This is a genomic window from Pseudoalteromonas sp. NJ631, from assembly GCF_000276645.1.
In the GTDB taxonomy this organism is placed as follows: Bacteria; Pseudomonadota; Gammaproteobacteria; order Enterobacterales; family Alteromonadaceae; genus Pseudoalteromonas; species Pseudoalteromonas piscicida.
The window spans coordinates 145,894-167,658 of sequence record NZ_AKXJ01000009.1 but is presented as its reverse complement, the minus strand read 5'-3'; the positions used below and the strand labels follow the sequence as shown (position 1 = coordinate 167,658).

At 45.1% G+C, this 21,765-nt stretch carries 16 protein-coding genes; 6 read left to right on the top strand and 10 right to left on the bottom strand.

Annotation, left to right across the window (positions count from 1 at the left end):
• Positions 1-4,113, top strand: a complete 4,113-nt coding sequence (locus tag A587_RS0115745; RefSeq protein ID WP_017218377.1) for a non-ribosomal peptide synthetase — start codon at positions 1-3, stop codon at positions 4,111-4,113.
• A complete protein-coding gene (locus tag A587_RS0115740) occupies positions 4,110-5,363 on the top strand; it encodes an MFS transporter (RefSeq protein ID WP_017218376.1) in 1,254 nt (417 codons plus the stop codon). Before A587_RS0115745 ends, A587_RS0115740 begins: the two co-directional genes overlap by 4 nt.
• Positions 5,364-5,397: 34 nt before the next feature.
• On the opposite strand, the gene A587_RS0115735 is transcribed toward A587_RS0115740, so the two are convergent.
• The 5 genes from A587_RS0115735 to A587_RS0115715 form a co-directional block, all read right to left on the bottom strand.
• Positions 5,398-6,060 carry a fumarylacetoacetate hydrolase family protein gene (locus A587_RS0115735; protein ID WP_017218375.1) on the bottom strand — a complete coding sequence of 221 codons (663 nt, stop codon included), beginning with the start codon at positions 6,058-6,060 and terminating at the stop codon, positions 5,398-5,400.
• 87 nt (positions 6,061-6,147) lie between these two features.
• Positions 6,148-7,344, bottom strand: coding sequence for an ABC transporter permease (locus A587_RS0115730; protein ID WP_010378225.1), 1,197 nt, complete (start codon positions 7,342-7,344; stop codon positions 6,148-6,150).
• On the bottom strand, positions 7,334-8,290 hold the full coding sequence (locus A587_RS0115725; protein ID WP_017218374.1) for an ABC transporter ATP-binding protein: 957 nt from the start codon (positions 8,288-8,290) through the stop codon (positions 7,334-7,336). The genes A587_RS0115730 and A587_RS0115725 overlap by 11 nt, the downstream gene beginning before the upstream one ends.
• Before the next feature lie 60 nt (positions 8,291-8,350).
• Positions 8,351-11,920, bottom strand: coding sequence for an ABC transporter permease/M1 family aminopeptidase (locus A587_RS0115720; RefSeq protein ID WP_017218373.1), 3,570 nt, complete (start codon positions 11,918-11,920; stop codon positions 8,351-8,353).
• A gap of 11 nt (positions 11,921-11,931) precedes the next feature.
• On the bottom strand, positions 11,932-12,813 hold the full coding sequence (locus tag A587_RS0115715; RefSeq protein WP_010378221.1) for an ABC transporter ATP-binding protein: 882 nt from the start codon (positions 12,811-12,813) through the stop codon (positions 11,932-11,934).
• A 151-nt stretch (positions 12,814-12,964) separates the two neighbouring features.
• On the opposite strand from A587_RS0115715, the gene A587_RS0115710 reads away from it, so the two are divergent.
• A complete protein-coding gene (locus tag A587_RS0115710; RefSeq protein WP_017218372.1) occupies positions 12,965-13,642 on the top strand; it encodes a nitroreductase family protein in 678 nt (225 codons plus the stop codon).
• Positions 13,643-13,659: 17 nt separating this feature from the next.
• Here the strand turns inward: A587_RS0115710 and A587_RS0115705 are convergent, their stop codons facing one another.
• Genes A587_RS0115705 through A587_RS0115695 form a run of 3 tightly spaced genes read right to left on the bottom strand, consistent with a single transcriptional unit; the run spans position 13,660 to position 18,321 of the window.
• Entirely contained in the window at positions 13,660-14,706 is a 1,047-nt protein-coding gene (locus tag A587_RS0115705; protein WP_017218371.1) for an efflux RND transporter periplasmic adaptor subunit, read from the bottom strand.
• Positions 14,696-18,001 carry an efflux RND transporter permease subunit gene (locus A587_RS0115700; protein WP_017218370.1) on the bottom strand — a complete coding sequence of 1,102 codons (3,306 nt, stop codon included), beginning with the start codon at positions 17,999-18,001 and terminating at the stop codon, positions 14,696-14,698. Before A587_RS0115700 ends, A587_RS0115705 begins: the two co-directional genes overlap by 11 nt.
• A gap of 14 nt (positions 18,002-18,015) precedes the next feature.
• Positions 18,016-18,321, bottom strand: coding sequence for an ArsR/SmtB family transcription factor (locus A587_RS0115695; protein WP_017218369.1), 306 nt, complete (start codon positions 18,319-18,321; stop codon positions 18,016-18,018).
• Between the two features lie 95 nt (positions 18,322-18,416).
• Here A587_RS0115695 and A587_RS24780 point away from each other — a divergent pair, with 95 nt between their 5' ends.
• Positions 18,417-18,608, top strand: a complete 192-nt coding sequence (locus A587_RS24780; RefSeq protein ID WP_045987806.1) for a YgaP family membrane protein — start codon at positions 18,417-18,419, stop codon at positions 18,606-18,608.
• 37 nt (positions 18,609-18,645) lie between these two features.
• Positions 18,646-18,990 carry a rhodanese-like domain-containing protein gene (locus A587_RS0115690; protein ID WP_010378206.1) on the top strand — a complete coding sequence of 115 codons (345 nt, stop codon included), beginning with the start codon at positions 18,646-18,648 and terminating at the stop codon, positions 18,988-18,990.
• A gap of 35 nt (positions 18,991-19,025) precedes the next feature.
• On the opposite strand, the gene A587_RS0115685 is transcribed toward A587_RS0115690, so the two are convergent.
• Positions 19,026-19,652, bottom strand: coding sequence for an OmpA family protein (locus A587_RS0115685; RefSeq protein ID WP_010378204.1), 627 nt, complete (start codon positions 19,650-19,652; stop codon positions 19,026-19,028).
• Positions 19,653-19,735: 83 nt separating this feature from the next.
• Positions 19,736-20,533, bottom strand: coding sequence for a substrate-binding periplasmic protein (locus A587_RS0115680; protein ID WP_017218368.1), 798 nt, complete (start codon positions 20,531-20,533; stop codon positions 19,736-19,738).
• A 96-nt stretch (positions 20,534-20,629) separates the two neighbouring features.
• On the opposite strand from A587_RS0115680, the gene chrA reads away from it, so the two are divergent.
• Positions 20,630-21,760: a chromate efflux transporter gene (chrA, locus tag A587_RS0115675; RefSeq protein ID WP_017218367.1), complete on the top strand. Its 1,131-nt coding sequence runs from the start codon at positions 20,630-20,632 to the stop codon at positions 21,758-21,760.
• The last annotated feature ends 5 nt before the right edge of the window (positions 21,761-21,765 follow it).

Sequence of the window (21,765 nt, the reverse complement as noted above, 5' to 3'; positions counted from 1 at the left end):
ATGATCGAATCATTTATTTATGAACTAAAACAAAGTGGGATAAGCGTTTGGCAGCAAGAGGATAAATTAAAAATTGCTAGCAACGTGAATTTACAAGGCCAAGCAATTGTTGAGCAGTTAAAACAGAATAAGCCACAATTGTTACGCTACCTCACAAGGCAAGGCATAGATAGCAAAGCTCGTTTTGATGAACTGTCTATCTTGCCATTGGAAACCCGATGCGCTCCGCTTACGCTTGGGCAGCAACAACTATTGTTTACGCAAGAAGTGAGCAACGCGGCAAGTACTTATCATATTCCATGCCTACTCAAAATCGCCAAGCACTGCGATATTGAAAAACTCACAGCAGCAATAGAACAGCTGGTGATCCGCCACAGTGCGCTAGATATGGTTGTGGCCTATGATCACCAAGGAAAGACGATACAACAGCCTGCCAATGAGGCGTTTGTCGTGACGCATCATGAGCTTGGTAATCTAAACTTGTTTGAGCAGTGCGAGCATTTCTTTAACGAGCCGTTTAGCTTACAGCATTCTCGACCATTTCGTGCCTATGTCATCACCTCAAAGGAGCAGCAACATGTGTTTTTTGTCTGGCATCATATTGCCTTTGACGGATGGTCTTTGGGATTGTTTTTACAGGAATTGACGTCACTCTATGAGGGAGAGAATCGACCTCTGAGTCTACAATTTAGTGATTATGCTTATTACATAGCAACACCCGGCCAGCGAGAACGACAAGCAACAAGTCAACGTTACTGGCAAACTCAGTTGGCTGATTACGAACCATTAAAACTTGCGCAAACTCAGTCGCGCCCAGCCACCTTTGATCATCGCGGCGCGATACAGAGCATTGTGCTAGATGAAAGTACGACGCTAAAGTTACAACAAACAGCGAAAACGCACCGCATTAGTATTAATACACTTGGGCTTGCGGCTTGGTATCACACCCTTGCGCTACTCAGTCATCAACGTCAATTTGTTGTTGGTATTCCAAGCGAGAACCGTCCAACGGCACTGCAGCAAAACATACTTGGATATTTTGTTAACTCATTGCCGATTAAAGCGGATATCGATATGACGATGTTACTTGAGTGCTGGTTCACTCAAGTTAATCAAGTCGTTAATCAAGCCAAGCAACATCAAGCCTTGCCGTTTGAGGCCATTAAGAATAGCTTAGACGTGCCGCTCGACACTAGCATGCACCCGATATTTCAAACGTTGTTTAGCAGTAGTCAGTTTGCCCCTGAGCAACATCATACCTTATGGCAAAGCGTTGACCTTGATCTAACCCAGCAATGCCAAGCGAAGTTTGATTTAACATTACACTTGAGTGCAGGGAAGACCACAGAGTTAGGGTTAACTTATGCCACGGCACTTTTTTCCAGCTCATACGCGCAGCAGATCCTCGAGTTATATCAAACGGTTTTACAGGCTTATCTAACAGTTGAAAACGCCCAACAGCCTCTTTATAGCCTACCTTTATTGAGTAACACGGCGCAGCAAAAACAATATCAATTAAGTGGAATGCAACACGCTTATCCGAGCGTGGCAAGTATCACCGACCGGTTTGCTGAAGTAGTAGCGCGCCATCCAGATAAAGCCGCTATCAGTAATCGCCATCAAACCTTGAGCTACCAAGAGCTTGATAACCAAGCCAAGCAACTTGCCAATGCAATCTTGGCAGCCTGCCCTGAACCCAAAGTCGTTGCACTCTACATGCGAAACGACATTGAATTTGTGATTGCCATGTTGGCGGCACTAAAAATCGGCGCGGCATACACAACGCTATCGCTCAAAGACCCAGTGGCGCGTCATCAATATCAACTGAGTGATAGTAATGCTGACGTAATAGTCTCCTTGCATGAACATAGCCAAACATTGGCAACATTCAACCACACCAATATCGCTGAAGTTTTCTGTGATACAAGTCTGGCAGATACTGATATCACGGCGGGTTTTGAGCCTATGTGCATCGCACCTAGCGAAGTCGCGACGATTATTTATACCTCAGGTACGACAGGAAATCCTAAAGGCACATTGCTCTCTCATGCCGCTATTAGCTCTTTGGCACTCGATAATCATAGTTACCAGCATCAGCCCCAAGATAGCTTTATTCAACTCGCAAACCCAGCTTTTGATGCCACTCTATTTGAGATATGGAGCGCATTACTCAACGGTGCCGAGGTGCACTTAGGCTATCAGGACAGCCTTAATTCTGCAGCGCAGCTCCGTGCAACATTGCAGACGTTGAATATCACTTCGATGTTTCTAACCCGTTCACTGTTCGACACTTTGTTGCTGCAAGACGAGCATATTTTCGCTTCTCTGACTCATTTACTCGTGGGTGGTGAAGCATTAACAGAGTCGATAGTAAATAAATTGCTGGCGTCCACATCTTGTCCAAAACACTTTATCAATGGTTATGGTCCAACTGAGTGCACCACATTTACCACAGTGCAAACGATGTCTAAACAGCAGTCTGAGATAGCAATCGGCAAGCCAATCCCAGGGCGCGCGGTAGCTGTAGTCGGTCGCAATAACGAATTACTGCCACTTGGTTGCCCTGGCGAGTTAGTGGTCTGTGGGCATGGCGTGGCTGCACGTTACCTCAATAACCCAACACTCAACAGCGAAAAGTTTGTATCCCTAAATCTGTTTGGCTCTATGCAAAAGTACTATCGCACGGGCGACTTAGTGTATTGGAATGCACAACAGCAACTGTGTTATATCAACCGTGGCGATCAACAAGTCAAAGTGCGAGGCTTTAGAATTGAGTTGGCAGAGATTGAGCATCACCTTAATCAGCTGGCGGATATAGATAGCTGTGCGGTTATTGCTAAAAAGCAGCAGGCTCAGACCTTGCTGCATGCATATTTGGTCATCAAACCCGCGGCCGATCAAGCTGCGGTACTCAGCCACTGTAAAACTCAGCTTACCAAGCAGCTTCCTAGTTATATGATGCCACATAGCTTCAATGTACTTTCGGCGTTACCGTTAACGCCCAACGGCAAGCTCGACAAAACTAAGCTGCCAGAACCTGAGCTAAAGCAGCATCCACTCGTTGTGCCACAAACCAACACAGAGAAGGAAGTGCTGACCATTTGGCAGGATGTTTTAGGCCAGAATCCACTTTGTTGTGCGACGGCAGTAACTGAGCAAGGTGCCGACTCCATTAGTTTATTAAGCTTTTGTGGGGCTGCAAGCAAGCGTAATTGGCAGCTAACGCCACAACTTATCCTTGAACACCTATCAGTGCAGCAACTGGCAAGATTTATTGATAATCAGACCCGACTTGATTTTGCCACCATGAGTGAAAGTCAAGCAATTGACGCTGCGCTTGCCCATGAGCATTTCGCTCCTTCACGTTTTTTCAATGCACCGCAGAGTGAGTTTCTGCTTCATCTCATGCCCGCAGCAGCAACCGCTGATAGCTTTGCACCTCTGTGTGAAAAACTCGCGCCCGACCTGCGCATTCACGCATTAGAAAATATCAAACTGTTCACAGGCAAACATATCAGCTTGCATACTATGGTGCGCTATTATGCTCAGCGTATTACAGAGGTATCGCCAACTGGCCCACTTTACTTGGGCGGCTTTTGTGAAGGTGCGGCATTGTCACTGGAAGTGGCGCGTTACTTGGCCGAAATGGGTAGAGAAATTGTCCACTGCTTTTTGATTGACCCCGTCTTACCAAGACTTACTTCAGCAGCGCGTCAGGCCGCCGAAGAAGAGTATATCCGTTCGCAAGACGATGACGCTAAACCTATCGCCCGAGCATTTTTAGACTTTACTCAATACTTTCAAACCGCGACGGCGTTTACCTTCCCTGTGAGCTTCTTTATCGCCGATCATGTCAGTGATGAGGCCATTCCACTTCCGGCACTGAGGTTGATCCATCAAGTGGAAGACATACCTTCACTGTATAAGCGGACGTTTGCAAGTGACAGAAATGGTTTTGAAAATTTACTTGCCAATGCAGACTATATTGCGCTTGAAAGTGCACACGATGAAATCATGACTGACGCTAAAGACTTATCCATCATAGCGTCACACATTAATGCGTTAATGCAGCAAACGAATAGCGCCGCAACCACAGTGGAGCAACGCGCATGACTCGTTCACAATTTGCTACACGATACGGCATCCACCTTGGGTTAACTATGTTTGCCAGTATGCTGGTGCTCCCTATTTTTACGCCTTATATGCTGAACTTAGGCCTAGCATTGCAAGATGTGGCCTTAGCTATGGTGGTCATGGCTATCACTATCGTGGTGTTTGAAGTACCAAGTGGTATTGCGGCAGATGCCATTGGTCGCCGCAAAGTATTTTTAGCTTCTTTGGTGTTTGCCGCTGTATGCAACTTACTTTTATTGTTGAGTGAAGACTTTTGGCACGTCAGCTTAGCCATGGCATGTTGGGGATTAAGTCAGGCATCGTTAACTGGCACGCTCAACGCATGGTTTGTTGAAACTTATCAAAAGCTTGAAGGAGACGAACCACTGAATAAAGGGTTCGGTAAAGTGTATGGTATTGGCTATCTTATCGGCGCCAGTGCCGCTTTATTTGCCGCCCTCTTTTTGGCGTTTGCGACTAGCCCAACACAACAGCTCAACCACTTGTATCAAGCCTTAATCCTGATTTCGATAGCGGTATTGTGTGTGGTATTTGCATGTACTTTTGTCGTGGTGAAAGAGTCAACTAAACCTCAGCAAGACGTAGTTGAGAAAGGAATGATTAGCCAAGCTAAGGCCATGCTGGCGACTTGTAAGCAAAGTGGTATGCAAAGGCTGTTGTTGGTGATTGTTTTTGCAATCCCTGTTGCCAGCAGCATAGAGAAGTTTTGGCCTGCCCTAGCAGAGCACTATAGTAGTGCACCAGTTGACTCTATTGCGTGGATATTCCCAGCAATGATGGCAGCTGGATTTGTATTAAATGGCGCCGCTGCTGCGATCAGCGCTCCGATCTGTTCTCTATTTGGTCAACGCTTAGGGTATGTCATGGCATTCGCTCATTTCGCCAAATTAGTCTTTGTGTTGTTACTTGCTTGGGTTACGTCACTACCATTACTGATTGTAGCTCTGCTGTGCTTTTATCTTTGTATGGGACTAGCGCAACCGGCACAACTGCAACTACAACATCAACTGAGTAGCGATAACGTGCGAGCCAGTGTGGAGTCTATCATGTCACTGACCACTCGCTTTGGTGGCTTGCTCGGCTCTGCGTTAACCGCTTTACTTTTGGGCTACGTCAGCCTGACTATCAGCTGGATAATATTAGGCGCAATTTCACTCGTTGCTATCATGCTGTGCTGCTCGAGCACAATCAATCAACCGGAAGCAGAGCTCGTTGCTGCGCAGTCGTAACAGACTACGCAGCGATGCACATAAAAGCGAGAATCTAATCTATCGCAACTTTGCCATGCCAAGGAGTATGGCTTTTCAGCTGCAGCGTAAGTTCATCGCCATGTGCTAGGCTCCCTACCCCTTTTGGCGTTCCTGTTAAGACAATATCTCCTGGCTGAAGCGTAAAGTAACGAGCAATGTCCATTAGCAACTCAGTGATTGGAAAAATCATTAAGCTAGAGTCGCCATGCTGTTTAAGCTCTCCATTTTGCCAAAAACGATATTCAATACTCTCAGCAAAGGTGTTTTCATCACATGGTACAAAAGGCGTCGTTGGGCAACTATTATCATAGGCCTTTGCCCGCTCCCATGGGTGTCCTTGTGCTTTTAGCTCACTTTGTAAGTCTCGTAATGTCAAGTCGAGTGCCAGCCCAATTCCAGCGATATCCTTGAGAGGCTCAGGGGTTTTTGCATCAATTTTGGTGCCTACCAATAGTGCAAGCTCGGCCTCATAATGATGTTCGCCAAGTGCGGCGTCCAACATCATTTCATTATTAAATGGTACTAAGCTCGTTGCTGGTTTGATAAACAACAGCGGACTGCTTGGAATGGGATTATCTAGCTCTTTGGCATGCGCTACGTAGTTTCTCCCAACACAAACGATTTTTCCCGCTGGTAGACTTATTTTATTGTTTTCATTATCAATATGTTGATACATTTCACCCTCTCTGTACGGCCATAAGCTCCGGTTATGGAGCGTACCATAACCAAAGCGTTGTGCTAGCAAGTTATCATATAAACGGTATTATTCCGGTTTACAGACCCAGCGCACCATATCCTTAATTGAGGGTTCCTTGCCATACATCACCATACCCGCTTTAAACAAACGTCCTGCGGCAACACGGATAAGGTAGCAACCAAGTAATGCGCTGACCAACGCACATAACACTTGCCAAATGGGTACTTCAATTAATGCCATTTTTACTGGCATCACCACAAATGCGGTAAGCGGGAAAAGGCTCAAAATATCCACGGCAAGGCTGCTAGGACTATCAACAATCATAAACGCGATAACAATTGGCAATATAGGGATCATCATAAATCCTGTCTTGCCACTATGGTTAGGATCGTCAATAGCTGCGGCTATTGCTGCCATAAAGGCTGTTGCCATATAAAGACCGACTATCGCAAACAGAGTAAACCAAGGCAACATTGCAAAGTCTATCATCGTAAAGTCCAAGGCTTCGTTTTTTACAACGACTTGTATAAAAGCCATCGCCAACAAAAATGAAAATAACGTACTCAACATAGCCTTTAGACAATGGAGCATTTGACCAAATATTTTGCCGTCAATCCAAGTTTGCGCATTCATACAAGAATATAATTGCTCGGTAACACGCTGCTGCTTTTCTCCGGTGATAGACACGAAGATCTGTCCAAATGACGTAAAAATACCGATGAGCATCAATAGCATCACGCCAAATGCTGTCATCGAAGACTGGTTGTGTGCCTCCTTAACCGCATCCTTGGTATATTGATTGGAAACGCTCACAGGTTGCTGTAACAAAGCGAGCTGAGCGGCAGATAAATTAAAGCTCTGTGCGAGTTCGTTGCTGTAAAACTGCGTAAGCGCTACCTCAACTTCATTCTGCCAAGACATTTTACCCGTGGTAATCAGTTCAAACTGTAACGCCTCACCCGCTTGGGCTTGAAGTATCAAAATACCGTCAATTTCCTCTTGTTCTAACTGAGTCAGAAGCTCAGCTTTTGAAGCATCAACTCGCTTTAGAAGCAAAGGCTCAGGTAGCTGAGTTAAGTTCATGGCGGATGGTGTTGCGATAACATATTGCTCAGGTTCAAAAAACGAAGTGCTTTGCCAAAAATAGATAAGCAAGCCTATCGCCAGCATAATTGCTTTACCGATTAGCTCCTGCTTGAGTTTAAAAAAGTACATAAACTCCCATTTGGTCACTTGCAGTATCTGTTGCAGCTTATGAGACATGGATATTCTCCTGAGATTGCACTTTGCCTTGATGGGATTCGATTGCTTTTAGATAGAGTTGATGCAAGTCCATCGTTTTGGTTTCTATTCCTTGCAAAGTCGTTGATTTAGACAAATCGGCGAGCAGTAAATTAAGCTCTGAGGAGTTACTCAACTCAAACTTAATCTTATTCTGGCTTAATTGAGTACACGCGACCCTGTAGTTACCTAAATTGAGCGCTGCGTAGTTCGTTGCCTCACTGAAACTCACAGTGATGTCGATGCCAACACCAACGTCCTGTTTTATTTCGGCTAATGTGCCATAAAGCACGGCTTGCCCGTGATTCATTAACAGCATTCGATCGGCCAGCTTTTCCACCATCGCCATCTGATGTGCGCTTAAAATAACGGTCATGCCTTGTGCTTTTAACGCTTCTAAAAACACCACCACCTTTTCTTGGTTGATGGGGTCAAGACCAGAGAAAGGCTCATCAAGCAATACAACCTTGGGCTTGTGCAATACAGCCGATATTAACTGTACTTTTTGCTGATTGCCTTTTGACAACGATTTCAACCGCTCATGCGCTCTGTCACTTAAATCAAACTGCGTTAGCCAAGACTCTATCTGTGCTAGCGCTGCGTTTTTCTCAACACCGCGTAGCTTGGCAAAATAGAGCAAATTCTGCTGCACGGTTTTTTCAGCGTACAGTCCTCTATCTTCAGGGAGATAACCTAAACTTTGATGAGGGATTGATTGATATGCTTGCCCATCAATATTGACGGAGATTGTGCCGCTATCTGGATAGGTAAATCCAACCAGCATTCTCACGAGGGATGATTTACCCGCACCATTAGGGCCCAGTAGTGCAAAGATCTCACCTTGTTTAACGCTAAAACTTAGATTATCTACTGCTTTTACCGAAACATATTGCTTCGACACCCCTGTTACTTGCAATAAATCTGGCATAACTTTCCTTTAAAAACGATTGAGGGCTTTCGAAAAAGCCCTCTTCTACCAATGTATCGATTAGAGTGACTTGATGTTATCGGCGGTTTTCTTATCAATCAGTTTTACAAACGGATCAACTCCCGCAAATTTCGGTAACTCTGTTACTTTCAACTCAATCTTATTTTCACCCGATGTGATCGCGTGTTTTTGTAGATATAACAGCGTTTCGTCACTTTGAATGTTGTTAGGATCGGCAGAGAATAAGGCTATATCAATCTCTTGATTAAGCGGGATTTCTTCTTCGTTACCTTCACCATCTGCATGCTTTTTCGCAGCCTCAACCGTTAAGGTCACTGTATGAAGTTCTCCCGCTTGCGTCGCTTCTTGCACTTCAACACCTGCAAGCTTAAGCTCATACAACGTAATCGCATTGAACTGATCTTCGATAAATACTTGTTCTTGCTCTGAAGCCCCCGCTTTTAAGTAAGTCAAAAAGTCGAGTGTTGTTGGATAGATATCTGTTCTAAAACGATAGTTATTTAAGAAGCTTCTTAATGCGCTATTGAGTCGCGTTTCTCCAAGTAAATCGTGCAGCGCTAACATCACGACAGAGCCTTTATTGTAGTGAATGTACTGCTGACCGATTGTTCTGGATAACGCCCGCTCTTCATACGGATCAGAACCCCGTCCACTTAAATAGGTGTCTAGTTCATACTTCAAGAATTTACGGAGATTATGCTCGCCGTACTTTTCTTTCATCACCATAATGGCTGAATATTGCGACAACATTTCCGACAGGATATTTGACCCCTCCACATTAGCTCCAATCACCTGATGCGCCCACCATTGGTGCGCCAGCTCATGTGACGTCACATAGTAAGGTACATTGATATTGTCTGGGTTACGGGTGTCCGTCAAAAAGCCAATATTTTCCGAGTAAGGCACTGTATTGGCAAAGCTTTGCGCAAAATCTCGGTAACGAGGAAACTCAATAATACGCATTTGCTTATGTTGGTAAGGTCCAAACTCTCGCGTGAAATAATCAATAGAGTCTTTAGTCGACTGCAGCATAGTGTCGACATTCCAGGCATGATCTTTATGGTAGTAAACCTCGAGCGCAATGCCTTTATACTCTTCCTGTTTCACCTCAAGATCCATCGACAAGATGTTATAGAAGTGCAGCATTGGAGCATCCATTTCATAGACATAGGTCGTACGGCCGTCTTTGCTGTATTTTGATTGCAAATAGCCCGGCACCATCGCAACTTGCGATTCATCCGTCGTCACCGTTGCGGCGAATGTGACGAAATTTTCCGCAAATAATGGTTCATGATGATAGTGTGTTTCTTCAATCTTATTACCACGTTTTAGTGGTTCAAGGCCGCGCTGGCGACGCTCACTTTTGTCTTGAATTTGCTTATAGATGCTGTAACCAAATGTCGGGAACAACGTCGTGTTATCGATGAAAGTACCATTGTTCACCAAGGTTTCATCATTGCCTCTATCTACAAAGCCAAGTGTTTGCCGTACAACTGACATCGTAATTTCACGCTGCTCACCCGGTGTCATTGGTTGTGAGAGCTCAAGCCAAGCATGCTTAAAGGTTTTATCCTCTTCACCAAGCGTAGCGCCAGCCATTTCAACTTGCCACTCTAATGTATGATCAGGTTTATTGACCAAGAAGCGAGTAATCTCTTTATCTGAGCGGTTTTCAACCAACAGCTTTACCTGCGCTTCAATACGACGTGTCTTTGGAAATACCTCAGCATTGAGCTGTACATCTAACGTGACTGGTACAGGGTCATCTCGATACTGGGCAAATTGTTGCTCATATTGCTCTGCGATATCTTCAGCTTCATCTTGCGTAATAAACTCATTGACCACTTGCGTGTTGTAGTAAATGTAGCCACCACTACCCACGAAGATTAAAGCACCACAAGCCAATAACGCTTTACCAGCGTTACCTAACTGATAGCCCATCAGTGCAATACGTGCTTTCAGCGTTTGCCCCGCACCGCGAGGCCAAAGTGCATAGCTTAGTGTCGCTAACATCATGCTAAAACCAAACCAGTACATATTGTACCAATGTGCCGCACTGAGGAAATGACCATAACCATTAATATCTGAGTACGGCACTGGGGAAGTTTCGCCTAAGTGATACATGTTGTGCTCAAAACCAAAGTTGGTCAGGACTATCGAAATAATGAAATAAACGACATATATTCCCATACCCATGTATTTGCTCGGACTCATCACCTGTATCAAAAATGCTAAGGTGGTTTGGAAAGCAAAACCTAACACATACAAATAACCCAAGCGCACAATATACTGGGCAAGATCTATCTGTGTCACACCCGACAATAGTTGATAGCTAATGGTTATCAAGCTACCAAATACACATAGCAGCGTCATCACCGCAACTAAGGCTATGTATTTAGAGCCCCAAAATACCCAGTTTGCAACAGGATAAGAGTCAACAATGTCTCCCATTCGCGAATCACGATCATGCCATACCAGCTCAGCGCTGTAGTACACCAACACAATGACCAATAATTGCCAGAAGCTGCCGTGGATAAGCTCTACCATTCTAAAGGTCACTGGCCATACTTCTGTGCCATACCAATTAAATGAACCAACCAATGCAGGTATTAAGGTTGCCACCGCCAAAATTAATAGCACTAAGAATGGATAGCTTTTAAGCACTTGCTTTACTTCAAAAGTGGTTCTGGTACAAAAGTGCACCCAACTACTACCTACGCTCGCTTTAAAATCAAAACGATTCAGCAATGCCGACGCTTGACTACCATCTTCTTTGGCTTTGCTCTTGGTTTTTTGTTTTTGCGGTAAATAATGAGAAGTATTTAAGGCTAAAGCACCTAAACTGAGCAGTGCAACTGACATCCAAATTAAGCGGTTATAGAGCAGTTCATCAACTAGGCTTATGACTGACGTATTGCGATCTGCAATGGTCCAATATTCTGATTGCGCCGAAATAGCTGATAGGCCAAACATGTCTAAATATGCAGCAATAGTACGGTATTCGATATCTGAAAAAATACTATTTGCCACAAGATAAGTCACAAACAAACCCACAGCAACCAAGTACATTGCTATCATGGTTCTAAATTTTTGCGCCACCAGCGCAAATAGGCTCGCCATAAAGAACAGTGAAGGGGCCGCGATGACAAATAGTGGCGTTAGGTAATAGCTGAGTTTATTAGGCCCGATCAGTTCGGTATCCAACCAACCGACTAACCCGCCGATACCAGAACCTACCCAGATCCCCACTAAACACATTGAAAATACCAACAAGGTGACAAGATATGCACCGAAAAATCGACCTAAACGATATTGAGCTAAGTGCAAGGGCTTACTCAAAATAAGTTCACTGAACTTACTTTGATCGTCTCTTATTACAGCACTACCAACAAAGTTAACCACCAAAAAGATGGAAAAAATGGTCATGATGGCAACAGTTTGCAAGATGGCATAGGGCGAGTTTACATTGACGTTACTGCCACCACCAATCTGTACGGAGTCCGAAACTGAGGCAAAAAAGGTGAGCAAAAATAGAATCAGAGAAGTCACATAAAAGGAAGGCTGACGGACAAAATACCGCAGCTCAAAACGCATCATTTTAAATAGCATCTGCCTACTCCTTACGCTGCTTGATTATTTCGATGAGTATGCAGAGTAGAAAAATAAACGTCCTCTAAATCGGCAGGTACCGCTTCAAACCCTTCAGGTGCTTGATCAGCAAATACGTTAAGTAAAGTCTGACCCGCGAATAAGCGCTTAGAAATAACCGGTAGGTTTTGCTCTACTTCTTTCGCTTCCGCAAGAGTGACCGACTTACGCCAGATTTTCCCCTGTAGCTGCTCAGTGAGTGCAATAGGATTACCTTCAAGTAAAATTTGTCCGCTCGCCAGCACGGCCATATTCGGACATAGCTCAGATACATCCTCCACGATATGCGTTGATAAGATAACCACTTTACTCTCACCTAAGCCAACGAGTAGGTTGTGAAAACGATTACGTTCTTCTGGGTCTAATCCCGCAGTCGGTTCATCTACAATAAGTAAATCAGGATCGCCAAGTAATGCCTGGGCAATACCAAAGCGTTGACGCATACCTCCAGAAAATCCGCTGACCGCATTTTTACGGTGATCATATAAGTTCGTTTGTGCGAGCAACCCGTCAACGGCTTCTTTACGCTCTTTTTTATTATTCAACCCTTTTAAAATTGCCATATGATCCAATAAATCATACGCACTAACACGTTGGTAAACACCGAAATCTTGCGGCAGATAGCCTAGACGTGCGCGAAGTGCCTTGGGCTCTTTTAAGACATTCACACCATCGAACTGTATGGTGCCAGCATCCGCCGACTGTAATGTGGCAATCGTGCGCATCAACGATGATTTTCCAGCGCCATTGGGTCCAAGTAAACCAAACATTCCCTTTGGAATAGTCAGGTTTACACCTCTCAAAGCATGAACACCATTATCATAGGTTTTTGAAAGTCCTGATATTTCGAGCATTTTTATTTCCTTTCCGGATTTTTATTATTGTCCTTTTTATAACATTTACCTAGGTTAGTGACAATTAACATAAACATATCAATTGCAAATAAAAGTAAACACTGAAACACTAAGAAACATTCTTAGTTTACAAAACCCAAGGAAAACTAACATGCAAGATCACGCCAACCACCCACTGACGGATTTTATTGAATACCCTCACGAAGAAATGCTAAGTCGTGCGGAAGCATTCTTGGAAAACAGTAAGAGACGTCATAGCATCCGTGCTTTTAGCGACCGCCCAGTACCGCAAGAAATCATCGAAACTTGTATCAAAGCAGCGGGCACAGCCCCCAGTGGTGCAAATCATCAACCATGGCATTTCGTGGCGATTGGCAGCGCAGAAAAGAAAAAGCAGATCCGAGCTGCAGCCGAGGACCTCGAGCGCTCGTTTTACCAAGGCCGTGCCGGAGATGAGTGGTTGGACGCGTTAAAACCTTTGGGCACAGATGCACAAAAACCCTACTTAGAACATGCACCTTGGCTTATCGCTATTTTTAGTCAGAAAAAAGGTGGGATCCACGCGGAAGACAAAAATACCAACTACTATGTCCATGAATCGGTTGGGATAGCTACTGGGTTTCTTATCCAAGCCCTGCATAATGCAGGACTTGCCACACTGACCCATACTCCTAAACCGATGAGCTTTTTAAGCGAGTTGTGCGGTAGAGATAAAGATAACGAACGTCCTTATATGTTATTGATTGCGGGCTATCCAAGTGAAGATGCAACTATTCCAGAGCACGCAACAGTGAAAAAATCACTCGCCGAAATCGCTTCGTTTATTTAATCGTTCAGATCAGCTAACTATCGCTGCACAGCTAGCTGATCGCCTTCGTTTAGGCCACTGATAACAATCGTTTTATTACCAGTCTCTTCGCCCAACCTGAGGTAGCGTTTGTGAAGCTGGCCACTTTCTATTACTTCAACCATCGCCAATTGACCATACTTGCTGATCATATTCGTTGGAATTTGGATAACCGCCTGCTCGCCAAGCACAAGCTCAACCAGCGCGTACATGCCAGGCACCACATTTTTCAGCAAAGGCATATCCAATTTAATCATCAAGCTGCGCGCTTGGCTGTCGGCAATTGGCACCATTTCCGACACACGCGCGGTTTGGCTTATATCTAGCGCAGGTATGCGCACCTTAATCTCGCTTCCTAACTGAATATGCTTAACTTGGCTCTCGCGAATTGGCGCTTCAATCTGCAATTGTAATGGGTTGAATAGCGAAATAACGGCACCTCCAGGGCTAACCATGCTGCCCGGCTCTTGTAAGCGCGCCACCACTTTCCCCGAAATAGGGGCTGTGATTTGCGTGTAACCCAGCGCGACTTCAGCGCTGCGATACGCTTCTTGCAATGCCTTATCTTGCGCTTGTAACTCGCTCACTGTTGCTTGCCACTCATCCACTTGGTTAATCGCGATAAGCCCTTTTTCATTAAGAGATTTATTGCGTACTAATTGCTTAGTTGCTTGCTCTAGCTTGGCTGAATTCGCCGCTTGCTGCGCCGCCACTCTTTGCAGCTCTGCTTTAAGCTCGGCATCATCGAGTGTTGCTATCAGCTGTCCCGCAGTGACTTTATCACCGGCTCTGACGTTAAGCGTTTTAAGCTCCGCCAATAACCGACTGGACACTAACGTATTTTCTTTTGCAACCACACTCGCAGGCACTTGCTCAATCATCGCAATCAGCGACTTTTGCACGGTATAACGTGCTCCTTGATAAGCTGGAAGTTCGGACTTATTGCCCGGAGCTAGCTTATTTTGGAATCCACCAGCAAGCCATACGACCATCAATAATAGGCAAAAAATAGCAAGAACAGGAATAAAGATTTTATTACGAGACATGAGAAGGCTCCTGAACTGATGAGGTATTAAGGGATTGATTAGATGTCGATGATTCTTTGAATACTAAGTAATAAACGATAGGCACGACTAACAGTGAAAATAACGTTGAAGCAATGATCCCGAAGATAATAGCAAGGGCGAGGCCACTAAAAACGGGATCTAAGATAATCACCAAGTTGCCTAATAACGTCGTACCTGCTGTAAGTAATACTGGTCGCATTCTTACACTTCCCGCCGCAATCAATGCGTCGATAAGTGCCATACCAGCCGCGCGAGACTGATTAATAAATTCCACCAAAATCAGAGAATTTCTCACCACAATTCCGGCCAGCGCTATCATCCCTATCATCGCGGTCGCTGTAAATAACACAGGCTCTGGCGCACCTGCAATCACACGCTCACCAAATTGATTGAGCAACCAAAAGCCCGGCATAATCCCTATCATGGTGAGGGGAATAGCCGACATAATGATAAGTGATAAGCTACTAGATGCCGTTTGTATCCGCAGGATGATAAATATCGCCACCAGTGCAAATGCAAATGCGATCCCCATATCCCTAAATACATCTATGGTAATGCGCCACTCACCTTCGCCTTTAAAGGTATAGTGGGTTCCTTCTAACATCGACCAAGTGACTCCACCGCCACTTTGTAGAAAGGTACGAGACGTCCAATTGCTCGGCGTTACCTGTTGGTTTTCATCCGCAACCACATCGGCAATCACCTCAGCTGGCGTGCGGCCATTTAGCTCCGCAAACACATAAATCACCTCTTGTAGGTCTTTCCGAAGGATCACGGGAGCCGTAGGGATAGATGTTAATTCGCCAAGTTCACCAATCGCCACAAGGGGCCTCGCAGCCTGCTCTAAGCCATATTCTTGAGTAGTTTTAGCCAACTCCTGACGACCACGAACTTGCATCGCCAATACGTTTTGCCACTGATTACGCTGCGCGTAACTCACACCTAACTCGATGGGCACCGTTGCGACTTCACCTTGAGTATATAAAAAGCCTGCTGACATGCCGCTGCTTGCAACCACTAAAGATTGATTTATATCCTCTGTGGCCACACCTGATAACGCAGCCTTTTGTTTATCAACCACAAACCGCTTTAGCCATGTTGGCGAAGCCATTGAGGTGTCAACCTCAACCACATGTGGCTCCTGCCTTAAACGATGCGCTAACCTCTGGGCTGCTTGCTCTTGTGTTTCACGAGCAACAAACGGATCTGCATAAACCTCAGCAACGAGTGTACTTAATACCGGAGGTCCCGGTGGCACTTCCACCACTTTTACTTGCGTCAAAGTTTGGTTAAAAGGCTGAAGCTTTTCACGCAGTCGCATGACGATGGCGTGAGATTGATGTTCGCGTTCACGCTTATCCACCAGTAAAACTCTAAGTTCGGCAAGATGCGTACCACTACGACGATAATAGCCTCGCACCATACCATTAAAATCCATACTGGAAGGCTTACCGACAAAAGCGGCGATGTCGGTCACTTCAGCTTCTGACCAAACGATTTGCTGTACTTGCCTCGTCATTGCGGCCGTTTGCTCAAGGCTGGTGCCCTCAGGCATATCTATCAGTACTTGGATTTCACTTTTATTGTCAAACGGCAGTAATTTCAGTGGTACGACTCTAAAAATAGGGAGGCTCACACTCGCAACAAATAACCCTAACACGCCCCATAATAACCACTTGGCTTTGCGTGGGTTTTGTAAAATTGGCAGCATGATTTTGCTGTAGTACGAGTCTTGAGGCGCGACTTCACTTGTTTTTGAATCCGCTTTGAGTAACTTTTTAGACAGCCAAGGCGTCACTAAAAAAGCCACTAACGTCGAGGCAATGACACTAATGGGGACGTTAAATGCCATGGGTGCCATATATGGACCCATCATGCCAGTAATAAACGCCAATGGAATAAACGCCATGATGATAGTTAACGTTGACATCAAAAGCGCAGATTTGATCTCGACCATAGCAGCGACAATGTTATGATCTGTGTCAGCCGCCGCGCCACGATGAATAAAGCGGCTAATATTATCAATCCCAGTGATTGGGTCATCGACCAACAATCCCAGCGACAAAATAAGCGCAAACAAGGTGACCCGATTAATGGTGTAACCAAACGCAAAGTCCAACCCAAGTGTAATGCCATAGCAAATTGGCACTGCAAGACCAACAACGATGGCAGGCCGCCAACCTAAAAATACACCGACAAATATCACAACGGTAAATACCGCAAAGGCCAAGCTAGAGGTAAGATTATTGACTTTGTCATTGGCCGTCTCACCATAGTTTCTTAGTACTTTTACCGATACCTCAGCGGGAAGGATCTCCTGTTGTAGCTGGGTTACAAGCGCTAAACTTTGCTCTGCAACCGTTACCGCATTACTTCCCTTTTGCTTCGCCACGCCAATCGTCACTAATGGTGCATCAGCCTGACTGTCACTGCTTGCTAACCACTGATAGCTATCGGGTTCACTAGGACCATCAATAACCCGAGCAACTTCTTTTAAAACAATGGCACGGCCATTGATTACATTCACCGTGAGACCTTCAAGTGCCGACCTATTACGAAGGACATCACCAGATTCAAAGGCAATCGTGTTACTGCCTGCCGTCACTTGCCCGACACGTGTCACTAGATTACTACTTTGGATAGCACCTAAAACATCCATTGGTGTTGTTTGATGTGCTGCAAGCGCAGCTAAGTTCAACTCAACCCTAAGTGCTCTCGTGCGCCCGGTAATAACCGAAACCTCGCTGGTATCTGCGATGCTCTGTAACTGGATAGCTAGCTCTTGTGCAAAGCGCGTTAGCGCGTAGTCATCATATAGTTGCGGTTTTGAACTTGTCAGTCCGAGCATAAGAATCGGAACGTCATCGACTTCTATTGGACGGATCTGCCACTGAGTGACAATTCCCGGCATAGTATGCTGGTTGGCAAACAGCTTAGTGTAGGTGTTGAGAATGGCTTTCTCTCTGTCTTCACCCACATGAAATCTTAAAGTAACAACCGTGCCACCGGTTTGAGTCGTAGAATAGACGTGTTCAACGCCTGGAATTTGCAGCAGTAACTTTTCAAGTGGAGTGGTGACCAATCGTGCCACTTCTGGTGAGGCAGTATTTGGTACCGACACATGAATATCCAGCATAGGCACCACTATCTGTGGTTCTTCCTCTCGTGGTGTCATTTGCAATGCAAATAATCCAAGTACCACAGCGCACAAGAAGATAATCGTTGGCAAACTGCCTTGTAGAGCATACCGAATGACACCATCTAACTTTTGCATCTTAATCGTTCCTGTTACTCTGCACTTGAGGCGCAGAACAGCTGATATAAACTCTCGAGTAGTACAGCGACTCGGCTATCTTTAACATGATAATAAATCGTCGCCCCCTCACGCCTAGTCGCCACGATTTGTGCCTTTCTCATGCTGGCTAAATGTTGTGATAAGGCAGACTGCGCTAACGGCACCATTTCATTAAGCTGGCTAACACTGAGCTCTTGCTTTTGCAATGCACACAAAATCATCAAGCGATTTTTATTCGCCATAAGCTTTAACAAGGCTTCTGCCTGTTCGGCATTTTGCGCCATTTGCTGAAGATCCATGTTGACTCCCAAAAAATAAATGCGCTTAAAGTATAGACAAAAACATTAGCAATGTCTAATATTAGAAATATCTAATATTAAAGGTGACACTCATTATGACCTTACATCCTCTACTTAGATTAATCGCTGGTGTTATGTTTGCCATTTCTTTACTGCTCACACATTTTGTCAACCCACATTGGGTTTGGTTTAGTGTGTTTATTTGTGTCAATTTAGTGCAGTCTGCTTTTACTAACTGGTGCCCTATGATCGTTATATTGAAGAAACTTGGCATTCAGGAAAGGTGAGTCATAATGAAACCGATAACCCAATAAGGAGCTACATATGCTGATATCTGCCCAAGATGTATTAAAGACAGTAAAGCCTAATCAACGCTGCATTGACGCGGTACAAGCAAAATCAGAGATTGCACAAAACAATGGTCTGGTTATCGACGTGAGAGAGCCGGCTGAACATAGCCAAAAGGCGGCCAACGGCGCGGTAAATATCCCAAGAGGATTGCTAGAGTTTAAGCTTCCAGAGCTGGAAAAAGACGCAGACAGGCCAATTTATTTACACTGTGCTGCTGGTGGCCGTGCTATTTTTGCCGCAGAGCAACTAACACGTATCGGTTATACAAATGTCAGCGTAATTACCTGCAAAGCTGAAGTGGTGTGTGACACTTTATAAAAAAGGAGTGCTGTGCAGCACTCCTTGCACTTTTCTTATGCGCGGTTTGGAATAATTTTTATTTCTACTCGGCGGTTTTGTGCCTTACCTTGCTCGGTGCTATTGCTCGCGATTGGCTGAGACTCACCCATACCCTCTGCGTACAATCGCGCAGGAAGTACCTGCTGAGATAATAAATACTGCTTAACGCTATTTGCGCGCTGTTCAGACAAAGTCTGGTTGAAGCTCGCTGAGCCAGTAGAGTCTGTATGCCCGACAATCGTTAAGAATGTCTTATCGTACTGCTGCATCACACGCGCGATGCCTTGTAGTGTATTGTAAAAACCAGGGCTGATTGCTGACTTACCAGTCGCAAAGGTTATGTTTGATGGTAACACTAAGCGCATTTGATCGCCTTCACGAACAACCTCAACCCCCGTGCCCGCGAGCTCTTGGTTAAAAGCGGCTTCCTGCTTGTCCATATAGTTACCAATTGCGGCACCTGCAATTGCACCAACCGCAGCACCAATGGCAAGACGCTTATCTTTGTGGTTACCAGTAGCCTTACCTAACACCGCACCGGTTGCAGCACCAATCGCCGCACCTTTACCTGTGTTATTCATTTCACATCCAGACAAAGCAACCACAACGGCTGCACCAATTAACATATTTCTTGCAATCATCTTCCCACCTGAGTTCGTTTCAACTTGATTGTCTATATTGTTGCAATAAACAATTAACTCTGGCTGAAGCCTTGCCGGTTTTTTTAAGGATGAGCTGGGACTAAGTCGCTTATATGCTCAGAAACTGGTGGCAGTTTATATTTTGCAACCACAGCATCAAGCTGCTTTTTTTCAGCCAATTGCTTCATCGTTAAACGAATGGTTTGCGCAAGCCCGGTGCCGCTGAAACGTTTGCTCATCGCCATATGGCCATAAATCGGCTGAGCGTGGTGATAGGAGACTTTTTTTAACTTTTCAATGGGCTGACCAAGTACTTCCATCGCCACCTCAGCGGTGTCTTCAACTGCGATCACTAGGTCAACACGTCCTTTAAGCAATAAATCAAACGCCACTTGTTCACTAAAAACTGGGACTTTATTGAGTTGACGGTCTTCATCAAAGCGAGGGTAAAAAACGCCGCCACGCATCACCGCAATCCGCTTGGTATAAAGATCCGTATATTGTTCCACCCGAATATCGCTGTCTTGCTTAGCATAGAACACGAACGAAGATGTCAGCGCCATGTAGGCGGGTTCGATAAAGTCGATTAACTTTTCTCGTTGAGGCGTACGGATCAAACCACCCATGACGTCTACCTCACCTTGCGCTATCATCCGCATACAGCGTGAGAAAGGACAGGGAACGGCATTTATTTGATAATCAACACCAGCTTGAGCCTGTACTGTTGCCAATATATCTAAGATTAAACCTTGCACTTCACCACTGTCTTCAATAATGCTATATGGTGGTGCGTGATCAACAGCGACATTGATTTGCTGAGCAAAACAAGAGAAGTTCGCCAACAAAAAAAGTAAACACGGCGATAAAAAAGTCATTCGCATAATACTTATCCAACTGAGGCGCACCAGCGCCAAAAGTCATAAATATGTCATATAAAATTGTGAAGATATAAGGTTAACAATATCACAAGGTACACTATGTTTCTGAAAATATTTTACCAGTTTTTGTTATTAGGATGTACGAGCTTTGGGGGGCCTGCGGCTCATCTTGGATTCTTTAAAAAACACTTTGTCGATAACTTAAAATGGCTGAGTAACGAGCGCTATGCCAGTATGATCAGTCTGTCACAAATACTGCCAGGACCGGGGTCCAGCCAAGTCGGATTTGCGATTGGTTTAGAAAAAGCAGGAATACTTGGAGGGATCGCCGCCTTCTTAGGGTTTACGCTACCGTCTTTTTTGCTCATGATCATGCTGGCATTAACCGCTGAGCAGCTTTCGGGCACTGCATTGAATGTCATTGATGGGTTGAAATTGTTTGCTGTTGTCATCGTTGCCGATGCGGTACTGAGTATGGCGAAAAGCTTTTGTAAAACCACAGCACTCAAATTCGTCGCATTTTTCGCCACATTCACGCTGTTGATGCTGCCGAACTTAAGCGCACAATTGGGTGTGCTTATGGTGCTTGTCGTTGCTGGTTACTTTTACTCATTCAGCAATGCGCCAAGTAAACCGAGTCAATCAAAAAGCCAAATCAACTGGTCTGTATTTGCGCTATTTATTGGCCTCTTTGCGTTAACCTTTGCCGTGCTACCAAATCAACTATTTGCCGAGTTTTATCAAGCAGGTTCCTTGGTTTTTGGCGGCGGTCATGTCGTGCTGCCGCTACTACAAACCAGTGTTGAGGGAGTCGCGCAAGAAACCTTCTTAACAGCTTATGCTGCCGCGCAAGCCATTCCAGGGCCGATGTTTACCATCGCAAGCTTTTTAGGCGCCGTTGTCGACAATACCCATCCCATTTTGGGCGCAGCGATTGCAACGCTCGCTATTTTCTTGCCGGGCCTACTATTAATGTGGGCGTTTAACCAACAGTGGCAATCACTTATTGCATTGCCAAGGTTTGCCAGCATTAGCGCGGCATTAAATGCCGGTGTTGTGGGGATTTTAGCCGCTGCGTTTTATCAACCAATTTGGCTTTCTGCGGTGCATAGCGTGCTCGATATCATCGCTGTGGTATTAGGCTTTGTAGCACTAAAATGGTTAAAGCCCGCGATATGGCAATTGCTTATTGCCTTTATGGTGTTTGGGGTTATCGCTGGAAGTGTATAGGCCAC